This window comes from Mitsuaria sp. RG, assembly GCF_028369275.1.
Taxonomy (GTDB): domain Bacteria; phylum Pseudomonadota; class Gammaproteobacteria; order Pseudomonadales; family Pseudomonadaceae; genus Aquipseudomonas; species Aquipseudomonas peradeniyensis.
In genome coordinates this window covers 32,932-47,753 of the sequence record NZ_JAQMYQ010000015.1, presented here as the reverse complement: position 1 = coordinate 47,753, position 14,822 = coordinate 32,932, and the positions used below count along the sequence as shown (strand labels likewise).

Below are 14,822 nucleotides of genomic sequence, written 5' to 3'. Positions count from 1 at the left end.
CAAAGGGGTAACCGCCCAGAATGCCGGCGAGGGCTTCGCCCTCGTTCGCGGGTAAACCCGCTCCCACAGAGCAAGCGCGACCCCTGTGGGAGCGGGTTTACCCGCGAAGGGCCGCACAGCGGCCCCAATGGCATCGAATCCAGGAGCAGGCCCCGTGAAGTCCCTCGACCAACTCACCTTCGACAACCGCTTCGCCCAACTCGGCGACGCGTTTTCCACCCAGGTCCTGCCCGACCCGATCGCCGATCCACGCCTGGTCGTCGCCAGCGAATCGGCCATGGCCCTGCTCGACCTCGACCCGGCCCAGGCCAAACTGCCGGTGTTCGCCGAGCTGTTCAGCGGCCACAAGCTCTGGGAAGAGGCCGACCCTCGGGCGATGGTGTATTCCGGCCACCAGTTCGGCTCCTACAACCCGCGCCTGGGTGACGGCCGCGGCCTGCTGCTGGGCGAAGTCCTCAACGAGGCCGGCGAGCACTGGGACCTGCACCTCAAGGGCGCCGGCCAGACGCCTTATTCGCGCATGGGCGACGGCCGCGCCGTGCTGCGCTCGTCGATCCGCGAATTTCTCGCCTCCGAGGCCCTGCACGCCCTGGGCATTCCCAGCAGCCGCGCATTGTGCGTGATCGGCTCAAGCACCCCGGTATGGCGCGAAGCCCGCGAGAGCGCCGCCATGCTCCTGCGCCTGGCCCAGAGCCACGTGCGCTTCGGCCACTTCGAATACTTCTACTACACCAAGCAACCGGAACAACAGCGGGTGCTGATCGACCATGTGCTGGAGCAGCACTACCCCGAGTGCCGCGACGCCGAGCAGCCCTACCTGGCCATGTTCCGCACCATCGTCGAACGCAACGCCGAACTGATCGCCCGCTGGCAGGCCTATGGCTTCTGCCACGGGGTGATGAACACCGACAACATGTCGATCCTGGGCATCACCTTCGACTTCGGCCCCTACGCCTTCCTCGACGACTTCGACGCCAACTTCATCTGCAACCATTCCGATGACCGGGGCCGCTACAGCTACGCCAACCAGGTGCCGATCGCCCACTGGAACCTCAGCGCCCTCGCCCAGGCCCTGACCACGGTGATCGAGGTCGAGCCGCTGAAGGAGGCGCTGGGACTGTTCCTGCCGCTGTACCAGGCGCACTACCTGGACCTGATGCGCCGCCGCCTGGGCCTGACCACCGCCGAGGACGACGACATGGCACTGGTCGAACGACTGCTGCAGTGCATGCAGCGGGGTGGCGTGGATTACACCCTGTTCTTCCGCCGTCTGGGCGAGCAGCCCGTGGCCGAGGCCCTGCAGGTGCTGCGGGATGACTTCATCGACCTGGCCGGCTTCGACGCCTGGGGCATCGAGTACCAGGCGCGCTGCGAACGCGAGCCGGGCAACGCTGAAGGGCGGTGTGAGCGCATGCATGCGGTCAACCCGCTGTACGTGCTGCGCAACTACCTGGCGCAGAAGGCCATCGAAGCCGCCGAGGCGGGCGACTACAGTGAAGTGCGGCGGCTGCATCAGGTACTGGGCAAGCCGTTCGAGGAGCAGCCCGGGATGCAGGCCTATGCCGAGCGTCCGCCGGAGTGGGGCAAGCACCTGGAGATCAGTTGCTCGTCATGAACCCCGGGGTCGCTGCGCGGCCCTTTCGCGGCACAAGGCCGCTCCTACAGGAAAACGCATACCCCTGTAGGAGCGGCCTTGTGCCGCGAAAGGGCTGCACAGCAGCCCCAGCAATATCAAGGAGATAAAATGTCCGAACCCCTGGTAATCCCCTGCCCCCACTGCAACGGCCTCAACCGCCTACCCGCCGAGCGCCTGGGCGACAGCCCCAAATGCGGCCGCTGCAAGCAGGACGTGCTGCTCGCTCAGCCCTTCGACCTGAACGAGAGCACCTACGCCGCCCAGATCAAGGGCGACCTGCCGTTGCTGCTGGATGTCTGGGCCGACTGGTGCGGCCCCTGCAAGAGTTTCGCCCCGGTGTTCGAACAGGCCGCGCGGCAGCTCGCCGGCCGCTGCCGCCTGGCCAAGCTCGACAGCGAGGCCAACCGTAACCTCGCCGGCCAGCTCGGTATCCGCTCGATCCCCAGCTTGATCCTGTTCAGGAATGGCCGTGAAGTGGCGCGCCAGGCTGGGGCGTTTCCGCTGCAGTCGTTGCTGGAGTGGTTGCGCGGGCAAGGAGTCTAGATACGCTCACACACTGGCCAGAAGGGACTCATAGGGAATCCTCAGACCATCATGCAAGCGCTTGATCATCGAGAGGCTCAAGCCTCGCTTGCCGTTCAATACTTCGGAAACGCGACCGCTCGGACCGATATAGCGCTCAAGATCACGCGGCGTCAGCCCTTGCTGGTCCATGCAGAACTTGATCGCCTCGATCGGGCCCGCTGAATGAATCGGATAGTGCTTGTTCTCATAAACTTCGATCAATGTCACAAGCACTTCCATTTCATCCGCCTCCGGCGTCCCGGCTTCGGCCTGGAAAATGGCTTCCAGCCGCTTGAAGGCGGCCTGCAGGTCATCATCACTGCGAATGGGCTTAATATTCATTGATCGTCTCCACGTCGATCTCGTCATAGCGCTTGTGCGTTCCGACGAATTTCACCCAGGCAATACCTGCCCGATACTGCATTTCCACCACGAGCCGATACTTGTTGCCGCCGATGTTGAACACCACACGATTGTTCGCGCAGATGCTGGCATTGCCGATCTGCGCCTTCACGTCCTGTGGAGAACACCAATCGGCCTTGAGCACCAGGTCATGCCAGCTTTCCAGGGGCGCCTTGGCATCCTCATGCCCGGGCAGCTCCCAGAACCGGACCAACGATCGCTTTGCAATAATACGCATCCCGGCGCAATCTCCCGTTTTGGGAGATTTTAGTCAGGATCGGTACTGCTCGCAAGTACCGTCTAGGCGCTGCGCTCCAGCAGATCATGCAACTCGACGAACTGCTGGGTCAGCTTGTGCCGTGGCTCCAGGTGGATCAGCGGCAGGCTGGCATGGTGGGACTCGCGCATCTTCACCGAGCTGCCCAGGTAAACCGGCAGCACCGGCAGGCCTTCGGCCAGCAGCTCGTCGAGCATCTGCTGGGGCAGGCTGGCCCGTGACTGGAACTGGTTGACCACGATGCCCTCGACCATCAGCTCGTCGTTGTGGTCTTCCTTGAGTTCGTCGATCTCGGCCAGCAGGCCGTACAGCGCCTGGCGCGAGAAGCTGTCGCAATCGAAGGGGATCAGCACGCGATCGGCAGCGATCAGCGCGGAAACCGCGTAGAAGTTCAACGCTGGCGGCGTATCGATGTAGATCCGCTCGTAGTCTTCATCCAGCTCGTCGAGCAGTTTGCGCAGCTTGTTGATCTTGTGCTTGGCCTCGAGCTTGGGCTGCAGGTCGGCCAGCTCCGGGGTGGCGGTCACCACGTGGAGGTTGTCGAAGGGGGTTTCGTAGATGTCGACCTTGTTCTTCTTGGCGAACGGCCCGCTGGACAGCGACTGCTTGAAGAAGTCGGCGATGCCCATGGGAATGTCGTCGCCGGTCAGGCCGGTGAGGTACTGGGTCGAGTTGGCCTGGGCATCCAGGTCGATCAGCAGGGTCCGATAGCCTTCGCTGGCACTGACCGCCGCAAGATTGCAGGCAATGCTCGACTTGCCCACGCCACCTTTCTGATTGAACACCACGCGCCGCATGACAGACCTCCGTGTATCAACGAATGCCCGAGTATGTGGCGCCGCACCGCTTATGGCCAGCACTTCACTCAAGTTGGGCGGCCAGCGACCGACAACCTGTCACTGACCAGCCGTCGGAAAACCCTTACGCAGCAGATTCGATTCGATACTTCTGCGCAAATGCAATGTCTGACTGACAGGAATGTAACGACTAATTGCTACACACCTCCGTCACCGGGATAATGCGCGCCACTCGGCAAAGCGCCACCCTGCAAGGTCTGTGTTCCGAGTCATCCCCAAGGCAAGGAAGTCCCACAGGGCGGGAAGTAACAAGCACCGTGATCACCTTTGATATCAGCCAATGGCGCGCCTGGGCGCCCGGCCTGCAGACGCCCGACGACTGGCAGTCCTGGGCCGACCATGACCTGCACCCATGCGCCGTGGAGCAGGTGCCGGACGTCTCGTTCCTGCCCGCCATGCAACGCCGCCGCCTGAGCCCGCTCGCACGCATGGCGTTCGCCGTGGGCTGGCCACTGGCCGAGGATTGCGAACCGATGCCACTGGTGTTCGTCTCGCGCCACGGCGAAACGCCGCGCACCTTCTCGATCCTCAGCGACCTGGCCGCACAGCAGCCGCTCTCGCCCACCCAGTTCAGCCTCTCGGTGCACAATGCCGTGATCGGCCTGTGGTCGATCCTGCGCGGCGAGACGTGCGAGATGACCGCTCTGGCCGCGGCCGGCGACGGTTTCGAGCAAGGCCTGCTGGAAGCCGCGGCCTTGCTGCGCGAAGGGGCGCCGGCGGTGCTGCTGATCATCGCCGAGGAACAACCGCCGTCGGTCTACGGCCCCTGGATCGACGACGTGCCATTTGGCTACGCGCTGGCATTGCGCCTCACGCCTGGGCGACAATGGCAACTGGCACTAGGCCACCCCTCATCGCCCGATGCTCCCCGCCCCCCGCTGCCCCACGCCTTGAGCTGGCTGCAAGCCACGCTGGGCGGTGCCCGATCCCTTTCCCACACCTGGAACCGCCGCACATGGAACTGGCAACGACAGCCATAGAGCGCCCCCGGGACGCCTACCTGTGGCGCCTGCTGGCAACCGCCCTGAGCTTTGGCCTGTTCGGCCTGGGTGGTCTGTGCCTGCGTCTGCTGGTGTTCCCCCTGCTCGCCTGCCTGCCGGGTGACGCCACGCGCCACCGCCAGCGCGCCCGGCGCACCATCGGCTGGCTGTTCTGGCGCTTCATCCGCTTCATGCAGGTGACCGGCGTGCTCACTTATGAGATCAAGGGTGCCGAGCGCCTGGGCAGCCCCGGGCAGATGATCATTGCCAACCACCCCTCGCTGATCGACGTGGTGTTCCTCATCGGCCTGGTGCGCCAGGCCAACTGCGTGGTCAAGCACAGCCTGTTCGCCAACCCGTTCACCCGCGGCCCGGTGCGCGAGGCCCAGTACATCGGCAACGACGGCAGCATGGACATGCTCGACAGCGCCGTCGCCGCCTTGCAGCAAGGCCAGCCGCTGATCATCTTCCCCGAAGGCACGCGCACCGCGCCCGGCCATGTCCCCGCCTTTCATCGCGGCGCCGCGGCCATCGCCCTGCGGGGTGCGAAGATCATCACACCCGTGACCATCCGGGTCAGCCCCACCACCCTGACCAAGAACGAGCCCTGGTACCGCATTCCCTGCCGCCGTGTGCACTTCTGCCTCAGCGTCGGCGCCGACATCGACCTCCAGGCCTTCGCCGCCATGGGCCCGGCGCCGATCGCGTCGCGCCGACTCAACGATTTCCTGCACCAGCACTATACAAAGGAGCTCGCCGCCGATGAGCGATCCACAGCAAGACCTGAACCGTGACCTCAAGCAACTGATCATCGACGCCCTGGGCCTGGAAGACATCAGCGTGCAGGACATCGACGACCAGCAGACCCTGTTCGGCGAAGGTCTGGGCCTGGACTCGGTGGACGCCCTCGAGCTCGGCCTGGCGATCCAGAAGCGCTACGGCATCAAGATCGACGCCGACGCCAAGGACACCCGCAACCATTTCAGCAACGTCGCCACCCTCGCGGCGTTCGTCACCGCTCGTCAGGCAGCCTGAGACCGCACCATGCAAACCCGTGAAGACATCTTCAACATCCTGCGCGACGCCCTGGTCGAGCTGTTCGAACTGCAACCGACCAGCATTTCCCTGGAGTCCAACCTGTACCAGGACCTGGAAATCGACAGCATCGACGCCGTCGACCTGATCGACCACATCAAGCGCCAGACCGGCAAGAAGATCGCCGCCGACGACTTCAAGTCGGTACGCACCGTGGGTGACGTGGTCGAGGCGGTGCACCGCCTGGTCAACCCGGCGGCATGAAACGCCTGATCGGCCTCGGCCTGCTGCTGGCCGGGCTGCTGTACCCCTTCGCGGTGCACTTCGGCATGGCCCATTTCGCCCCCTGGCAATTCGGCCTGCTGCTCGGCGGCCTGTGGCTGGCCCGTGCCCTGAGCACGCCGCGCCGCCCGGGCAGCCTGTGGATGGCGCTGGCGGCGCTGGCGTTCTGCGCCCTGCTGGGGCTGTCCGACAGTCCGCATCTGCTGCGCTGGTACCCGGTGCTGATCAGCGCCTTCATGCTGGCCCTGTTCGGCGCCAGCCTGCTGCGCGGCATGCCGGTGGCCGAACGCCTGGCGCGCCTGCGCGAGCCCGATCTGCCGCCCCATGCGGTGCGCTACACGCGGCGGGTGACGCAGGTGTGGTGCCTGTTCTTCCTGGCCAATGGACTGGTCGCCGCGGGCCTGACCCTGTGGGCGCCGCTGGCCTGGTGGACCCTGTACAACGGGCTGATCGCCTATGCCGCGATGGGCCTGCTGTTCGCCGTCGAATGGCTGATAAGACAACGTGTGCGAGGACGCTCATGAACTGGATCAACCTCGAACACCTGCTGCGCCCGCTGGACGCCCCGCGCCAGGTGACCCACGCACCATCCCTGGACCACGCCCAGCTCAGCCTGCAGGCCCTGCGCCTGGCCGGCGGCCTGCGTGAGCGCGGGATCCGCCGCCTGGCCGTGCACCTGGAAGACGCCGCGTCGCTGGCCATCGCCCTGCTCGGCGCCTGGCGCGCTGGCGCCGAGGTGCTGCTGCCCGCCGACCTGCAACCCGCCACCCGTGAGCGCTGGCAGGCCCAGGTCGACCTGTGGCTGACCACCGACGAGCAGCTAGACGACCTGCTGGATGAGGCCCTCGCGCCTGCCGACCTCGACCTCGACACCTGCCGCGTCAGCCTGTGCACCTCCGGCTCCAGCGGTGAGCCCAAGCGCATCGACAAGCAGCTGCGCCAGCTGGCCAACGAGGTCAATGCCCTGGAGCAGCTCTGGGGCAAGGACCTCGGCACGGCCTGGATCATCGGCAGTGTCGCCACCCAGCACATCTACGGCCTGCTGCTGCGCGTACTCTGGCCACTGTGTGCCGGGCGCGGCTTCGAGCGCCGCCAACTGCCATTTCCCGAAGACCTGCAACGCGCCAGCCGCGAGCACCCGGCGTTCGCCTGGGTGGCCAGCCCGGCACTGCTCAAGCGCATGGGCGACAACCTCGACTGGCCGGCCCTGAGCCCGGTGCGCAGGGTATTCTCCTCCGGCGGTGAACTGCCGCCAGCCGCCGCCGAAAGCCTGCAACAACGCCTGGGACAATGGCCCACCGAGATCCTCGGCAGCTCCGAGACCGGCGGTATCGCCTGGCGTCAGGGCGAACCGCTGTGGCAACCCTTTGCCGACGTGCAGTTGAGCCAGGATGAACGGGGCGCCCTGCGCATCGCCTCGCCCTACCTGCCCGCCGGTCATGTCGAACAGAGCGCCGACGCCGCCGAGTTCAGCGACGACGGGCGCTTCCGCCTGCTCGGCCGGCTGGACCGCATCGTCAAGCTCGAAGAGAAACGCATCTCGCTGCCCATGCTCGAACAGGCCCTGTGCGCCAATGCCTGGGTCGCCGAAGCACGCCTGGGGATGATCGAGGAAGGCCGCGCCTACCTCGGCGCCCTGGTAGCCCTGACCCCGGCCGGGCTGCACGCCCTGCGCAACCAGGGCCGCCGCGCCGTGATCGACGGCCTGCGCCAGCACCTGGCCGGCCATTGCGAGGCGCTGGCCCTGCCACGCCGCTGGCGCCTGGTGCGCCAGTTGCCTCTCAATACCCAGGGCAAGCTGCCCCAGGCCGATCTGCAGGCGCTGCTGCTGGCCTCGCGCAGCATGGCGCCGGAGGTGCTGGAGCACAGTCGACAAGGCGAAGAGCTGCACCTGCGCCTGGCGGTGCCCCTGGATCTTGCCTGCTTCCCCGGTCACTTCCCGCAGACGCCCGTGCTGCCGGGCGTGGTCCAGGTCGACTGGGCGCTCGCCCTGGCCACGTCGCACTTGCACCTGGCCCAGCGCTTTGCCGGCATGGAAGTACTCAAGTTCCAGCAACTGGTGCGCCCCGGTGACGAGCTGCTGTTGACCCTGCGTTTTGATGCCGAGCGCGGCAAGCTGTACTTCGCCTACACCTGCGCCGGGCAGCCCTGCTCCAGCGGTCGCATCGTGCTGGAGGCCGCCTGTGCATAAGCCTTGCGCGGTGATCCCGGTGTACAACCACGAGCAGGCGCTGCCCAGGGTGGTCGACGACCTGCTGCGCGCCGGCCTGCCTTGCGTGCTGGTCGACGACGCCAGCCACGCGGCCTGTGCCCGGGTACTGGGCCAGCTGGCCGAGCGCGACGACGTTCACCTGGTCACCCTGGCGGTCAACCAGGGCAAGGGCGGCGCGGTGATGGCCGGCCTGCGCGAAGCCGCGCGGCTGGGCTTCAGCCACGCCCTGCAGGTGGATGCCGACGGCCAGCACGACCTGGCCGATGTCAGCCACTTCCTGAACCAGTCGCAGGCTTATCCACAGGCGCTGGTGTGCGGTTATCCACAGTACGATGCCAGCGTGCCCAAGGGCCGCTTGTATGCCCGCTACCTGACCCACGTGTGGGTGTGGATCAACAGCCTGTCGCTGCGCATCCCCGATTCGATGTGCGGCTTTCGCGTCTACCCGCTGCCCGCGACCCTGGCGCTGATCGACAGCGTCAACCTCGGCCGGCGCATGGACTTCGACCCGGAGATCCTGGTGCGTCTGGCGTGGCGCAACCAGCCGATGCGCTGGTTGCCGACCAAGGTCCACTACCCCCAGGACGGCCTGTCGCACTTCCGTCTGTTCCACGACAACGCACTGATCTCGAAGATGCACGCCAAGCTGTTCTTCGGCATGCTCGTGCGCGCCCCGCTGATCCTCTGGCGCAGGTGGCACGCATGAGCGAGCGTCCGCAACACTGGGCCGAGCACCAGGAACGCGGCAGCTTCTGGCTGATGAAGCTCACCGCCACCCTGGCCCGCCTGCTCGGGCGGCGCGTGCTCAGCCCGCTGATCCATGTGATCGTCGCCTACTTCTTCGTCTTCGGCGGCCGCGCCCGGCGCAGCGCCTTGCAGTACCAGCAGCGCTTGCACCGCTGGAGCGCCGGCCAGGTCCAGGCCCCCGGCCAGTGGCGCGTATTCCGCCAGTTCATGTCATTTGCCGAAGCCCTGCTGGACAAGCTCGACGTATGGAATGGCCGACTGGCCCTGTCGCAGATCGACATCGTCGACCCGGCCAACCTGCGCCAGCAGTTGCGCGGCGAACGCGGGCAAATGCTGGTGGGCGCACACCTGGGCAACCTGGAAGTATGCCGGGCCCTGGCCGAGATCGGCGAAAAAGTGACCATGAACGTGCTGGTGCATACCCGCCATGCCGAACACTTCAACCGCCTGCTGGGTGAAGCCGGGGCCAGCCACCTGCGGCTGATCCAGGTCAGCGAGCTGGACCCGGCGGTGATGCTGCAACTGTCCGAGCGCCTGGAGCGCGGCGAGTGGCTGGCGATCGCCGGCGACCGTGTGCCGCTGCATGGCGGTCGCACCGTGGAGGTGGACTTCCTCGGCTACCCGGCGGCCTTCCCCCAGGGGCCGTGGCTGCTGGCCGGGCTGCTCGGCTGCCCGCTCAACCTGCTGTTCTGCCTCAAGCTTCAGGGCCGCTACCAGGTCACCCTCGAGCCGTTCGTCGAGCGCCTGCAGTGGCGCCGTGGCCAACGCGACGCGGTGATCGCCGAATGGACCGCCCGCTACGCCGAACGCCTGGGCCACTACTGCGCCCAGGCGCCGCTGCAATGGTTCAATTTCTACCCCTTCTGGAAGACCGATGACGATGCATCCGCATGAGCCTGTAACCTTCGGCGAAGCGCCGCTGGCGATCGAAGACGTCCTGGCCCTGGCCGAGCGCCGCGCGCCGTCGCGCCTGCAGGCTGACGCCGCCTACCGCGAGCGTATTGCCCGTGGCGCGCGCTTCCTCGACACCTTGCTGGACAAGGAAGGGGTGATCTACGGCGTAACCACCGGCTACGGCGACTCCTGCGTGGTGGCCGTGCCGCTGGAACACGTCGAGGCCCTGCCCCGGCACCTCTACACCTTCCACGGCTGCGGCCTGGGCCGGCTGCTCGACGCGCCGGCGACCCGCGCCGTGCTGGCGGCGCGCCTGCGCTCGCTGAGCCATGGCGTGTCCGGCGTGCGCCTGGAGCTGCTGGAGCGCCTGCAGGCGTTCATCGAGCATGACATCCTGCCGCTGATCCCCGAAGAAGGTTCGGTCGGCGCCAGCGGCGACCTGACACCGCTGTCCTACGTGGCCGCAGCCCTGTCGGGCGAGCGCGAAGTCATGTACCAGGGCGAGCGCCGCAGCAGCGCCGACGTGCACCGCGAACTCGGCTGGCAGCCCCTGGTGCTGCGCCCCAAGGAAGCGCTGGCGCTGATGAACGGTACTGCGGTGATGACTGGCCTGGCCTGCCTGGCCTTCGCCCGCGCCGACTACCTGCTCAAGCTGGCCACGCGCATCACCGCGCTCAATGTCGTCGCCCTGCAGGGCAACCCCGAGCACTTCGACGAGCGCCTGTTCGCCGCCAAGCCGCACCCCGGCCAGACCCAGGTCGCCGCCTGGCTGCGCCAGGACCTGGCCATCGAGGCCCCGCTGCCACCGCTGCATCGCCTGCAGGACCGCTACTCGCTGCGCTGCGCGCCCCATGTGCTGGGCGTACTGGCCGACAGCCTGGGCTGGCTGCGCAGTTTCATCGAAACCGAACTCAACAGCGCCAACGACAACCCGATCATCGACGGTGATGCCGAGCGCGTGCTGCACGGCGGGCACTTCTATGGCGGGCACATCGCCTTCGCCATGGACAGCCTGAAGAACCTGGTGGCCAACGTCGCCGACCTGCTCGACCGCCAGCTCGCCCTGCTGGTGGACGTGCGCTACAACCACGGCCTGCCGAGCAATCTTTCGGGCGCCGAGGCCGAGCGCGCCATGCTCAACCACGGTTTCAAGGCCGTGCAGATCGGCGCCAGTGCCTGGACCGCCGAGGCACTCAAGCAGACCATGCCGGCCAGCGTGTTCTCTCGCTCCACCGAGTGCCACAACCAGGACAAGGTAAGCATGGGCACCATTGCCGCCCGCGACGCCCTGCGCGTGCTGGAACTGACCGAACAGGTTGCCGCCGCCACCCTGCTGGCCGCCAACCAGGGGGTCTGGCTGCGCCAGCGCCTGGCCGACGCGCACGCCCTGCCGCCGGCCCTGGCGCAGATGCACGCGGCCTTGCTGGAGGACTTCGCCCCGGTCATCGAGGACCGCGCCCTGGAGCAAGACCTGCGCCTGTGCCTGGCCCGTATCGGCCAGCGCCACTGGAGGCTGCATGCGTAATCCCGGGGTGTTCCACGTCGACAGCGAGATCGTCGTGCCATTCTTCGACGTCGACAGCATGCACATCGTCTGGCACGGCCACTACGTCAAGTACCTGGAAGTCGCCCGCTGCGCGCTGCTCGACCGCCTGGAGCACGACTACCTGCGCATGCAGGCCAGCGGCTATGCGTGGCCGGTGATCGACCTGCAGCTGCGCTACATCCGCGGCGCCACCTTTGGCCAGCGCCTGACCGTGCGCGCCAGCCTGGTGGAATGGGAAAACCGTCTGAAAATCCACTACCTGATCAGCGACGCCGCCAGCGGCGAACGCATGACCCGCGCCAGCACCGTGCAGGTGGCGGTGCACATCGAAAGCGGCGAAATGCAACTGGCCTCGCCCCAGGCGATGCTCGATGCCGTTGCCAAGGTGCTGCCATGAGCGCCGCGCTGTGCACTGGCATTGCCAGCCTCTTCGCGGGTAAACCCGCTCCCACAGGCACCGCGAAACCTGTGGGAGCGGGTTTACCCGCGAAGGTCCCGACACTGCTCGCCCTGTTGCTGCTGTTCATCAGCCCCCTGACCCTGGCCTTCACCCTCGACGACCTGCAAAAGCAGCTCAGCGAACCTGCCGTGGTCAGCGGCCCGTTCATCCAGGAAAAACACCTGCGCGCCCTGCCCCAGCCACTGACCAGCAAGGGCCGCTTCGTCCTGGCCCGCGACCACGGTCTGCTCTGGCTGCTACAGACCCCGCTGAGTCAGGACTACCGCATCGACGCAAAGGGCATCGCCCGCCGCGACCCGAGTGGCTGGCAAACGTTACCCGCACGCAGTGCCGGCGCCGAACAGAACCGCCTGTTCTTCGCCGTGCTGCAAGGCGACAGCAGCGGCCTGCAACGCGATTTCGAACTGGCGCTTTCAGGCGACGCCGCGCACTGGCAATTGCGCCTGACCCCACGCTCGCTGCTGCTCAAGCAAATCTTCACCCGCATCGACATCGCCGGCGGTCGCTATGTCGAGCGCATCGAACTGAGCGAAACCCAGGGCGACAGCACCGTGCTGCGCATGCCCGAAAGCCGTGGTGCCAGCGCCCTCAGCGACGCGGAGCGCAGCGATTTTGCCGACTGAACGCCTGCTGCCGCGCCTGTTCGCGGGCCTGCTGCTGATCATGCTTGCCGTGGCCGGCTGGCAATGGCATCGCGGTGCGCCGCTGTCGGCCGACCTGATGACCCTGGTGCCCGGCGCCACCCAGGACCCACTGGTCAAGCAAGCCGAGCAACGCATGCAGGAGCCGCTCAACCGCGAGCTGCTGGTGCTGGTCGGCCATTCCCAGCGCGAGCAGGCCGTCGCCCTGGCCCAACGCCTGGCCGGTCAATGGCAGGCCAGCGGCCTGTTCGAGAAGGTGCAATGGAGCCTGCAGACCGACCTGCAAGCGCTACGCAGCCAGTTGCTGCAGGGCCGCGTGGCCATGCTCTCGACCCACGACCGGCAATTGCTGGCCGAGCAGCCCGACACCTTTGTCGAGCAACGCCTGCAAAGCCTGTTCGACCCCTTCGCCGGCTTCAGCCTGGTGGCCAGCCAGGATGACTGGCTCGGCTTGAGCGGCCGCATCCAGCAGAGCCAGCCCAAGCCGGTCAACGTGCAACTGGACACCGCCAGCGGCGCGCTGGTGGCCGAAGCCGACGGCCAACAATGGGTGCTGCTGCGCGCCCGCACCCTGGGCAATGCCTTCGACATGCACCTGCCCTTGCAGGTGGCCGACCTGCTGGCCCGCGCCCGCGACGAAGCCGGCCAGCAAGGTGCCCGACTGCTGGCGGCCAGCGGCCTGCTGCATGCCGCGGCCGGCCAGCAACAGGCCAGCCGCGAGATCACCTGGGTCGGCGGCGGCGCCACTGTCGGCATCCTGCTGCTGTTGCTGCTGGCCTTCCGCCGCTGGCGCGTGCTGCTAGCCTTCGTGCCGGTGCTGGTGGGCATGCTGTTCGGCTCGGTGGTGTGCGTGGCGTTGTTCGGGCAGATGCACGTGATGACGTTGGTGCTCGGCTCCAGCCTGATCGGCGTGGCCGTCGACTACCCGCTGCACTACCTGTCCAAGAGCTGGAGCCTGCAACCCTGGCGCAGCTGGCCGGCCGTGCGCCTGACCCTGCCGGGGCTGAGCCTGAGCCTGGCGACCAGTTGCATCGGCTACCTGGCCCTGGCCTTCACGCCGTTCCCCGCGCTGACCCAGATCGCCGCGTTCTCGGCCGCCGGCCTGGTCGGCGCCTATCTCAGCGCCGTGTGCCTGCTGCCGGCGTTGCTCGGCGGTGTCGAGCTGCGCCCGGCCCAGTGGCCACTGCGCGTCGCGCAATGGCTGACCGAACTGCGCGCCGGCCTGCTGCGCCGAGTCCCCAGCGCTGCGCTGCTGGCCCTGCTGGTGCTGTTCTGCGCCGCCGGGCTGTGGCGCCTGGACAGCCGCAACGACGTGCGCCAGTGGGTCGGCAGCCCGCCGCAACTGCTGGAGGAAGCCCAAGCGGTGGCACGCATCACCGGCTACCAGCCCACCAGCCAGTTCTACCTGGTACGTGGCGCCGACCCACAGCAATTGCTGGAACGCCTGGCGGCGCTGTCGGAAAAACTCGACGAGCTGGTCGACCTGGGCAAGCTCAAGGGTTACATGTCCCTCGATCGGCTGGTCGCCAGCCCCGCCGAGCAGACGCGCACGCTGCAGGCGCTGGATCGCCTGCCCGGACACTGGCAACCGCTGCTGGCCCAGGGCGTGCCGGAAACCGCGCTGCTGGCCGAACTCAAGCAATTGCACCAGTTGCCTATCCAGTCCATCGACGATGTCCTCGCCGGCCCCCTGGGCGAAGCCTGGCGCCCCTTGTGGCTGGGCCAGGTGGACCAGGGCGTGGCCGCCATCGTCAGCCTTCAGGGGCTGAACGACACCGCCTTGCTGCGCCTGCAGTCCGAGGGTCTGCCTGGCGTGCAGCTGGTGGACCGGCTGGGTGAGCTGAACCAACTGTTTGCCGCCACCCAGGTCAGCGCCGCCGAGCTCAAGCTGCTGTCGTGCGTGTTGATCCTGGTGTTGCTGGTGCTGCCGTTCGGCCTGCGCGGTGCCTTGCGCATCGTCGCCCTGCCGCTGCTCGCCGCGCTGTGCAGCCTGGCCCTGCTGGGCTGGCTCGGGCAGCCGCTGACGCTGTTCAGCCTGTTCGGCCTGCTGCTGGTGACTGCCATCGGCGTCGATTACGCGATCCTCATGCACGAGCGCGTCGGCGGTGAGGCGGTGAGCCTGCTGGGCACCCTGCTGGCGGCGCTGACCACCTGGCTGTCGTTCGGCCTGCTGGCGCTGTCGAGCACCCCGGCGGTGAGCAATTTCGGCCTGGCGGTGAGCCTGGGCCTGGCAATGAGCTTCATCCTGGCCCCCTGGGCCGCGCCGCGCCAAGGAGCGCACAGCTGATC

At 67.2% G+C, this 14,822-nt stretch carries 17 protein-coding genes; 14 read left to right on the top strand and 3 right to left on the bottom strand.

The features are described 5' to 3' along the window. Positions 1-127 precede the first annotated feature (127 nt). The gene (selO, locus tag POF53_RS11010; protein WP_498967688.1) at positions 128-1,615 is read left to right on the top strand and encodes a protein adenylyltransferase SelO; all 1,488 of its coding nucleotides are present in this window, start codon (positions 128-130) and stop codon (positions 1,613-1,615) included. 129 nt (positions 1,616-1,744) lie between these two features. Further along, positions 1,745-2,179: a thioredoxin TrxC gene (gene trxC / locus POF53_RS11005; protein WP_254464992.1), complete on the top strand. Its 435-nt coding sequence runs from the start codon at positions 1,745-1,747 to the stop codon at positions 2,177-2,179. 6 nt (positions 2,180-2,185) lie between these two features. On the opposite strand, the gene POF53_RS11000 is transcribed toward trxC, so the two are convergent. The 3 genes from POF53_RS11000 to POF53_RS10990 form a co-directional block, all read right to left on the bottom strand. Continuing rightward, a complete protein-coding gene (locus POF53_RS11000) occupies positions 2,186-2,542 on the bottom strand; it encodes a helix-turn-helix domain-containing protein (protein ID WP_110735277.1) in 357 nt (118 codons plus the stop codon). Further along, entirely contained in the window at positions 2,532-2,840 is a 309-nt protein-coding gene (locus POF53_RS10995; protein ID WP_050707314.1) for a type II toxin-antitoxin system HigB family toxin, read from the bottom strand. Before POF53_RS10995 ends, POF53_RS11000 begins: the two co-directional genes overlap by 11 nt. A gap of 62 nt (positions 2,841-2,902) precedes the next feature. Beyond that, positions 2,903-3,676, bottom strand: a complete 774-nt coding sequence (locus POF53_RS10990; RefSeq protein ID WP_198745742.1) for a ParA family protein — start codon at positions 3,674-3,676, stop codon at positions 2,903-2,905. A 317-nt stretch (positions 3,677-3,993) separates the two neighbouring features. On the opposite strand from POF53_RS10990, the gene POF53_RS10985 reads away from it, so the two are divergent. From POF53_RS10985 to POF53_RS10930, 12 genes are read left to right on the top strand one after another with little or no spacing between them, the layout of a single operon-like run. After that, entirely contained in the window at positions 3,994-4,716 is a 723-nt protein-coding gene (locus POF53_RS10985) for a beta-ketoacyl synthase chain length factor (RefSeq protein WP_234561600.1), read from the top strand. After that, entirely contained in the window at positions 4,692-5,510 is an 819-nt protein-coding gene (locus tag POF53_RS10980; RefSeq protein ID WP_498967684.1) for a lysophospholipid acyltransferase family protein, read from the top strand. Before POF53_RS10985 ends, POF53_RS10980 begins: the two co-directional genes overlap by 25 nt. Beyond that, positions 5,479-5,751, top strand: a complete 273-nt coding sequence (locus POF53_RS10975) for a phosphopantetheine-binding protein (RefSeq protein WP_186711983.1) — start codon at positions 5,479-5,481, stop codon at positions 5,749-5,751. Before POF53_RS10980 ends, POF53_RS10975 begins: the two co-directional genes overlap by 32 nt. A 9-nt stretch (positions 5,752-5,760) precedes the next feature. Then, a complete protein-coding gene (locus POF53_RS10970; protein ID WP_234561599.1) occupies positions 5,761-6,015 on the top strand; it encodes an acyl carrier protein in 255 nt (84 codons plus the stop codon). Then, complete coding sequence (locus POF53_RS10965; RefSeq protein ID WP_203648436.1) at positions 6,012-6,557, top strand: COG4648 family protein; 546 nt, start codon at positions 6,012-6,014, stop codon at positions 6,555-6,557. Before POF53_RS10970 ends, POF53_RS10965 begins: the two co-directional genes overlap by 4 nt. Beyond that, a complete protein-coding gene (locus POF53_RS10960; protein ID WP_234561598.1) occupies positions 6,554-8,224 on the top strand; it encodes an ApeI family dehydratase in 1,671 nt (556 codons plus the stop codon). The genes POF53_RS10965 and POF53_RS10960 overlap by 4 nt, the downstream gene beginning before the upstream one ends. Further along, positions 8,217-8,951, top strand: coding sequence for a glycosyltransferase family 2 protein (locus tag POF53_RS10955; RefSeq protein ID WP_498967681.1), 735 nt, complete (start codon positions 8,217-8,219; stop codon positions 8,949-8,951). The genes POF53_RS10960 and POF53_RS10955 overlap by 8 nt, the downstream gene beginning before the upstream one ends. Further along, on the top strand, positions 8,948-9,886 hold the full coding sequence (locus POF53_RS10950) for a lysophospholipid acyltransferase family protein (protein WP_498967679.1): 939 nt from the start codon (positions 8,948-8,950) through the stop codon (positions 9,884-9,886). The genes POF53_RS10955 and POF53_RS10950 overlap by 4 nt, the downstream gene beginning before the upstream one ends. Then, complete coding sequence (locus POF53_RS10945; protein ID WP_498967724.1) at positions 9,873-11,411, top strand: HAL/PAL/TAL family ammonia-lyase; 1,539 nt, start codon at positions 9,873-9,875, stop codon at positions 11,409-11,411. The genes POF53_RS10950 and POF53_RS10945 overlap by 14 nt, the downstream gene beginning before the upstream one ends. Then, positions 11,404-11,829 carry an acyl-CoA thioesterase gene (locus POF53_RS10940; RefSeq protein WP_186711988.1) on the top strand — a complete coding sequence of 142 codons (426 nt, stop codon included), beginning with the start codon at positions 11,404-11,406 and terminating at the stop codon, positions 11,827-11,829. Before POF53_RS10945 ends, POF53_RS10940 begins: the two co-directional genes overlap by 8 nt. Beyond that, complete coding sequence (locus POF53_RS10935) at positions 11,826-12,515, top strand: outer membrane lipoprotein carrier protein LolA (protein ID WP_232854924.1); 690 nt, start codon at positions 11,826-11,828, stop codon at positions 12,513-12,515. The genes POF53_RS10940 and POF53_RS10935 overlap by 4 nt, the downstream gene beginning before the upstream one ends. Further along, positions 12,505-14,820 (top strand): MMPL family transporter, encoded by a 2,316-nt coding sequence (locus POF53_RS10930; protein WP_498967676.1) that lies wholly within the window; start codon positions 12,505-12,507, stop codon positions 14,818-14,820. The genes POF53_RS10935 and POF53_RS10930 overlap by 11 nt, the downstream gene beginning before the upstream one ends. Positions 14,821-14,822 lie beyond the last annotated feature (2 nt).